The 7825-nt window shown below is 50.4% G+C and carries 5 protein-coding genes; 2 read left to right on the forward strand and 3 right to left on the reverse strand.

Translation table 11 applies throughout. The annotated features are described in order from the left end of the window. Positions 1-139 precede the first annotated feature (139 nt). Together ABWO75_RS12885 and ABWO75_RS12890 are read right to left on the reverse strand one after the other, a co-directional pair. On the reverse strand, positions 140-754 hold the full coding sequence (locus tag ABWO75_RS12885) for a uracil-DNA glycosylase family protein (protein ID WP_353186163.1): 615 nt from the start codon (positions 752-754) through the stop codon (positions 140-142). Positions 755-843: 89 nt separating this feature from the next. Beyond that, positions 844-1893 carry an acyltransferase family protein gene (locus tag ABWO75_RS12890; protein WP_353186165.1) on the reverse strand — a complete coding sequence of 350 codons (1050 nt, stop codon included), beginning with the start codon at positions 1891-1893 and terminating at the stop codon, positions 844-846. Positions 1894-2026: 133 nt separating this feature from the next. On the opposite strand from ABWO75_RS12890, the gene katG reads away from it, so the two are divergent. Then, entirely contained in the window at positions 2027-4303 is a 2277-nt protein-coding gene (gene katG, locus ABWO75_RS12895; RefSeq protein ID WP_353186167.1) for a catalase/peroxidase HPI, read from the forward strand. 119 nt (positions 4304-4422) lie between these two features. Here the strand turns inward: katG and ABWO75_RS12900 are convergent, their stop codons facing one another. Beyond that, on the reverse strand, positions 4423-5322 hold the full coding sequence (locus tag ABWO75_RS12900) for a DMT family transporter (RefSeq protein ID WP_353186169.1): 900 nt from the start codon (positions 5320-5322) through the stop codon (positions 4423-4425). Between the two features lie 309 nt (positions 5323-5631). On the opposite strand from ABWO75_RS12900, the gene ABWO75_RS12905 reads away from it, so the two are divergent. After that, the coding region (locus ABWO75_RS12905; protein WP_353186171.1) for a choice-of-anchor Q domain-containing protein at positions 5632-7825 on the forward strand (2194 nt) is incomplete at its 3' end.

Here is a 7825-nt window from a genome sequence, read left to right on the forward strand (position 1 = left end):
CGGATCCGATGGTTGAGCACCTGTCTTCCGTGGCCATCAAAAAGGGAGCGGACCCCCACGCAGTCGTTTTCGAGAAATAACCCGTTAACTGTGCTTGCTGGTTGCAGATAACGCTGCCGCGCTTTTCCAGCAGCACCCGTTAGTGGTCAGCGTGGCGCATTCCGATGATTTCGCTTACACTCCGCTGCAATAGGGGAACGACCGTATCGCTGAACCATGGATTGCGCTTGTGCCAGATTTTATTGCGGGGTGAGGGATGTACAAGCGGAAAAAATGCAGGCAGGTAATGCTCAAAACGGAGTACGGTATCGGTCAGTGACCTGGTTTTTGCTTTTCCGAGGTAATACGCCTGTGCATATTTTCCAATGAGCAGCGTCAGTTTAATTCCCGGCATGCCGTCGAAGAGTTTCCGATGCCATAGCGGTGCGCATTCGGGTCTGGGAGGCAGGTCGCCTGATTTTCCCTTCCCCGGATAACAGAAACCCATGGGGACGAGCGCAAATAAGTGCGGGTCGTAGAACTGAACTGTGTCGACACCAAGCCATCGTCTTAATTCCTTCCCGCTCTGATCATCCCACGGGATACCGCTTTTCTGGACTTTTTGACCCGGGGCCTGACCGATTATCGCAATTTTTGAATCGGCCGCCGCTTGTATAACCGGATTCGGGGCATGTGGTAACTGCGCTTTGCAGTAGGTGCAGCTCCTGATGTCAATCAAAAGTTTGTCTATGTTTGCGTATTCAGTCAAAGTCATTCAAAGTTACGTTTTTTAGCCTTGCTCAACGAGCTCGGGCATAATAAATAACAGCGTTGGGCTAGCTATCCGTATTTTATGGGGTGTATTCACCGTATCGCGAGCTTCTTTTTTAAATAAACCCTGATTGGCATATCCAGAAACTTCATGACGACATGTGCAAAGCCGATCAGGAACAGGGTGCCAGTGGGGATGATGTATGCCAACTGATCAGGGGTATAAGCCGGGTGGCTCAGGTAAGCACCAAAGAACCAGATTGCCCAATAGTGGGTCATGTATAGGGGATAAGAGATGTTTCCCAGCCAGTTGGCGAGTTGCGAAAAAGCCGGTTCTACGGAAGTTCCTGCCCCCAGGGAAACGATGAACGGAAAAACAAACAATACAATCAGTCCATCAATCAGCCAATTCGGCGAAAAGAAGGGCATGAGCAAACACATCAGCAGGAATGCGGCACTCAGCATAAACCCACCGCGGTTTTGGATGATCCACCGGTTGCGGTAAATGAACAGTCCGGCACCGAATGAATAAGAAACCCTTGCCGCTCCTGCTTCCCAGTTGTCTTTTGACCATCCACCCAGTAAATTGCCGTAATGGTAGCTCGTGTAGACCAGCCAGACGGCGGAGACGCACAGGAACACTGTGAGTGTTTTCCGATGTATTTTGCTTAGCCAGACGGCATAGGCAATGTTGACGATATATTCCCAGAATAGCGACCACGAGGGCGCGTTTAGACTGAATAAGTTGAATGCCCTGCTTTCTAGAACCGGATAGGGAATCAAAAAAACCGAACTGAGGAAAAGGATAAGCACACTGGAAAAGGAATAATGATCCGCCTCTCCAAAGAGCGGGAAAAGGAAACCCAACAGTCCGAGAACAGAACCGATAACGACCAGCGGATGCAGTCGCACCAGCCGCGCCTTAACGAAGTTCCAGAACCCTATAGCCTTGATTTTTTCATCATATGCATAACCGATAACAAAACCCGATAAGCAGAAAAAGAAATCCACTGCCAGGTAACCATGACCGATAAAATTGTCGCTGAAGTCGGGAATGATCCATTCCATGAAATGAAAAATCACCACGGCAATGGCCGCAATACCCCTTAGTCCGTCGAGGACAACAAAGTGATTTCGTGTCATCTGGCAAAATTAGAAATGATAATAGCTTTTGGCTATTGAAATATAGAATTAATTGATTGTGATTCCTTTATGAAATAGCATAACTTTATGAAATCATACACATGTCGCGTTCATTCATAATAAAGCTGAAAATATGGAAAAAGAATCAAAAGACATTGGCCAATGCCCATTTCACCAGGGCAAGCTAAAGCAAAATGTAGGTGGCGGAGGCACAAAGAGCCGCGATTGGTGGCCGGAACAGTTGAAAGTCAGCATACTACGTCAGCATTCTCCCCTGTCAAACCCGCTGGGTAAGGACTTTAACTACGCTGAGGCATTTAAAAGCCTGGATCTGGAGGCGGTGAAGCGTGATCTCCATGCGCTGATGACGGACTCGCAGGACTGGTGGCCTGCTGACTTCGGACATTATGGCCCGCTGTTTATCCGTATGGCGTGGCATAGTGCGGGAACGTACCGGGTGGGCGATGGCCGTGGTGGAGCGGGTGCAGGGCAGCAGCGCTTTGCACCGCTGAACAGCTGGCCGGATAACGTCAGCCTCGACAAGGCCCGACGGTTGCTGTGGCCTGTCAAACAGAAATACGGCGCAAAGATTTCGTGGGCGGATCTGCTGATACTTACCGGCAACGTGGCATTGGAATCCATGGGATTTAAGACATTCGGTTTTGCAGGCGGACGTGAAGACGCCTGGGAACCGGACGAAGTCGTATACTGGGGTTCCGAAACCACCTGGCTGGGCGGAGATGTCCGTTATGCACAGGGTTCAGAAGGAGTGGATAAAGCGCATGGCGTATTGGTTTCGGAGGATGATGCGGATGGACAAATCCATTCCCGTAACCTGGAAAAGCCGCTTGCGGCCGTACAGATGGGATTAATATATGTAAATCCGGAGGGACCTGACGGAAACCCGGACCCGATCGCCGCGGCGAAGGACATCCGGGATACCTTCGGCCGCATGGCCATGAACGACGAAGAAACGGTTGCGCTGATTGCGGGCGGCCACAGTTTCGGTAAAACACATGGTGCTGCTCCCGCGACGCATGTAGGCAAGGAACCGGAGGCTGCCGGACTGGAAATGCAGGGGCTGGGCTGGAAGAATAATTACGGTTCGGGTAAGGGAGCCGATACGATTACCAGCGGGCTGGAAGTGACGTGGACCAAGACACCAACCCAATGGAGCAATAATTTCTTTGAAAACCTATTTGGCTTTGAATGGGAGTTATCCAAAAGCCCGGCGGGCGCACACCAATGGGTAGCTAAAAATGCGGAAGCAATTATCCCGGATGCATTTGACGGTACGAAAAAGCAACTGCCAACCATGCTTACTACCGACCTTTCTCTGCGGTTTGACCCGGTTTACGAAAAGATTTCACGTCGCTTTCTCGAAAACCCGGAAGCCTTCGCCGATGCCTTTGCCCGGGCATGGTTTAAACTGACGCACCGTGACATGGGGCCAAGTACACGTTACCTGGGACCGGATATACCAAAAGAAGAACTGATTTGGCAGGACCCCATTCCGGCGGTCGACCATGTGCTGATTGATGAAAAAGATGCAGCTGCCCTGAAGGAAAACATACTCGGATCCGGTTTAAGCGTTGCTGAACTGGTTTCCACGGCTTGGGCTTCCGCAGCGACTTTTCGGGGTTCGGATAAACGCGGTGGTGCAAATGGTGCCCGCATCCGGCTCGCCCCGCAAAAGGATTGGCAGGTTAATAATCCGCCGCAGCTGCAAAAAGTACTCGCCGTGTTAACATCCATTCAGGAAGTGTTTAATGCGGCACAGGTAAACGGTAAAAAGGTTTCGCTGGCGGATTTAATTGTACTGGCGGGCTGTGCTGGCGTGGAACAGGCAGCGCGGGACGCGGGTCACGCCGTGTCGGTACCGTTCACACCTGGCCGTATGGACGCCTTACAGGAACAGACCGATGTGGAATCCATCGGTTACCTTGAGCCGGTTGCTGACGGATTCCGCAACTTCCGGAAATCAATGTCGTCGGTATCTACCGAAGCGTTGCTGGTCGACAAAGCGCAGCTGCTTACGCTTACCGTAGCTGAGCTGACGGTGCTGGTAGGCGGTATGCGGGTGCTGAACACGAACGCCGACGGTTCCAGCCATGGCGTTTTCACGGGCAAGCCGGGGGTACTTACCCCTGATTTTTTTGTAAACCTACTGGATATGCGAACGGAATGGAAAGCACTATCCGAAGAGAGGGAGGTCTTTGAGGGCCGCGATCGTGCAACAGGCGAGAAAAAATGGACCGGTACGCGTGCGGATCTGGTGTTTGGTTCCAATGCGGAACTGCGGGCCGTGGCAGAGACGTATGCCAGCCAGGGTGCAGGTGAAAAATTTGTAAAAGACTTTGTAGCTGCCTGGGATAAGGTGATGAACCTCGACAGGTTTGACCTGGCTTAGTTTAGTTTAGTCTCCCGCTGTAAAAGCTTCGACTCCTTTTGCCAACGCGCGGGCTTGCCTGCGCGTTGGTTATTTCCGGATTGCCTGGCCTCACCGGCAATGAAAATCAGATCACGCAGTCAAGTACCGCGGGAGATGTTTCTAATGAACAGTAGGAATACGGTCGTGATGATAAGCAGGGCACCCAGCCAATCCATGGCCTCGAATGAAACCCCCAGCCACAGTACGGAAATCAGAGTTGCTGACAGCGGTTCTGCCGATGTCAGCAGGCTGGCTTTCTGGCCGCCGATAAATTGAACTGCCCTGAGGTACATATAAAATGGGATCAACGTTCCGAAAAGCACCACAAACGCGGTATTGGCATATGTATAACCGTCCCAGATACCATATGTATGCCATGGCGCCCTTACAAATGAAATAGCCAGGCCACCGATAAACAGGCCCCAACCAATGACACTCATCGCATTGTATTTTTTCAGTAGCGTGCCCGGCAGCAATGTATAGATAGCCAGGCTGACCGCCGAAGCGATACCCAGCGTAAATGCCGTTGGGGATATATTCAACGTTTGGATATTTCCATGGGTCGCCAATAGGAACGTGCCCAGCAATGCCAACAGGATTGCAGCATAACCAAATAGGCTGAGCCGTTGGCCGTAGCGCACGGCTAGGTAGATGGCAATCAAGACCGGTGCCGAAAACTGGAGTATCGTGGCGGTTGCCGCATTGGAATGTTTGATTGCCGCGAAATACGTATATTGGACAGCCAGCATTCCTACAATACCGAATGTCAATAATTTACGGCGGCTGCTCCGCTCACGCCAGATCGCCCACACGTGGCCGTCTTTTCGTAGCATTGCCGCAATGAGCAATAGGGTGCCGGCGCCGAGCATCCGCACCGACATAAGCCACGCTACGCTGATCCCCCTTTGCTGAAACAGGAATTGGCCGCAGGTACCCGAGACACCCCATAGGGTAGCCGCTATCAAGCCCATAAGTACCCCCTTTACCTGTTTATCCATGTCGATGAAATTGTACAAAAGTAAATTAAAAGGACGGTATTATTGTTAACGGGATAGCCCCCGTAGCTTACTCTTTTCAGTCTTGTTTTGGTGGTATTTCCGGTGAGTAGATACTTTGTATATGTTTTTGAAGGGGGTGTAGATGCTGTGTATGGAGACAGTGGTACCTTAGGCGCGCCTATCCAGCTACCTTTGTCGTTCCCGAATCCGTTTGCATACCATAAAGGCTGGTGGAAGTATGAACAACCACCAAACAGGGTATAGCAGCGCCATCAGTATCGGCAACACGCGGTTCGTATATCTACCAATATGCAACGTATTGTATTGACGTTTTTTTTTGTGTGGCTGTTATCCGGTGTCCGTACACAGGCACAGACGATCATTTATGTTTCACCCGTTGGTGCCGGTAACGGTTCTTCTTGGACAAATGCTTCCAATATAGCGAATGCGATAGCAACTGCTCCGGATAATGCGGAATTAAGATTACGTGAGGGAACATACCACATCACAACTACCTTGTCTGTAACACAAAGATTAACTATCAATGGTGGGTATACCGGCGTGGGAGCAAACCGAAACGTAACCGCCAATCCTTCCGTCCTGAACGGTGGTGGCAGCACCCAAATCATGGCGATTGATGCCGCAGGCGTTGAAATTGACGGGCTGACTTTTTTTGAAGGCTTCGCCGCAACGGGAGTAGATGTGAATGATGGCACTGGCGGTGGAGCTATCTATATAAGCAGCAATGACGTAACCATTACTAACTCCATTTTTAGGAACAACGTTTCCGCCCATCGTATAGGCTCGGGTGCTATCTACTTATGGTCGTGCGACAATATTCGGATAGCGGATTGCTTATTCGAAAATAACAGGGTGGTCGAAAATGTGAGTAGCGATGGAAACATGGGAGGAGGAGCGATTCATGTCCGATTCGGAAATAATACGCGGATAACGAATACAATTTTTAGAAATAATTACTCAAGATATTCGGGCGGGGCTGTACACAACTGGGGATCGGAAACCCGTTTTGAAAATTGTGTTTTTGAAGATAATGAGAGCGGGGAAGATGGTGGCGGATTATACTTGCGAAGTGACCTTACTTATGTTCGTAATAGTAGGTTTGAAAGTAATCAAGCAGTAAAAGGTGGTGGTTTGGCAACTAATTTTGGAGGGTTCGAAGTTATTGCATCAACCTTCGGCGGGAATAGCAGTCAAGAGAAAGGCGGAGCCATTTATAATCACCGTTTCGCTGAACCTTCAACCTTGGAACGAGTACAGTTCTACGAAAATGTGACTGATCAGGGCGGCGCTGTCTATAATTATAGTGAAGAGGGATTAAAGGTTATCAATTCGCTGTTTGTTGCCAATGAAGCAGCGGACAAGGGCGGAGCGATCTTCAATAACCGGTTTATTGAAATTACAAATGCGGCTTTTGTACGGAATACGAATACTGCGTTGATCATGTCCAGCATCGCGCAATCAGCATCCAATCACTGTGAAACCAGTGTTTTCAACTCTATTTTTTTCTTGAATACGGCAAAAATCGGGGGGTACCGGGCGGATATTCATTCAGAAGATCTGGATATGGATTTAAGCACACAGCATGTCCGTCGAAATATATTGCAAGCATATACAGGTACAAATAATCTGGTAGGCGTTAATCCCTTATTTGTTAATAATACAGCTGATTTTAGGCTACAAATCGCCAGTCCGGCAATTGATGCGGGAAGAGCTGCCTTGTTTACCGATGTTTCGGATGCTAACGCCGGGTCATCGATCGATTTGGATGGAGCCCCCCGGCTTCAGGGCGACAATATCGATATGGGCGTATACGAGGTTGACCCGTCAACCATTACGATCCCCGGGTGTGCTACCATAACGGCTCCGGCAGATGGCAGCGAAGATGCTACCCTCAATATGGAGATTACCTGGTCGGCAGCAGAAAGGGCGTCGGCCTATCGAATATTTATTGGTACTACACCCGGGGCAACAGACATTGTAGATGGCGAGGAAGTGACCGGAACCATTTTTACTCCCGTTACCGACTGGGACGAAGGCACAACATATTTTGTTACCGTGGTGCCCTACAACGCCGCCGGTGAGGCCACGGGCTGTGCGGAAATCAGTTTTACTACTACAACGCTTTTGGCTGCTCCCGAATGCACAACAATTACAAATCCCGGAGGAGGGAATACCGATGTCAGCCTTGGAGCAGGCATCGTCTGGACCGCGGCGGACGGAGCCAACGGTTACCGCATTTATATCGGCACCAACGCTGGTGGTACAGACATTGTGAATGGAGAGGAAACGACTGGCACGACATTCTCGCTGGTCGGTGGCTGGGCGGAAAACACTGCTTATTATGTGACTGTTGTACCGTTCAATGATGCCGGTGAGGCCGTGGGTTGCGCGGAGATAAGCTTCACCACGGAAACGCCGCTGACAGCTCCGGCGTGTGCGGTCATTACCGGTCCGGCCGCAGGGGCGGAGGATGTGGCACTTG

Origin of the sequence: Parapedobacter lycopersici, from assembly GCF_040395035.1 — a bacterium.
Lineage (GTDB): Bacteria > Bacteroidota > Bacteroidia > Sphingobacteriales > Sphingobacteriaceae > Parapedobacter > Parapedobacter lycopersici_A.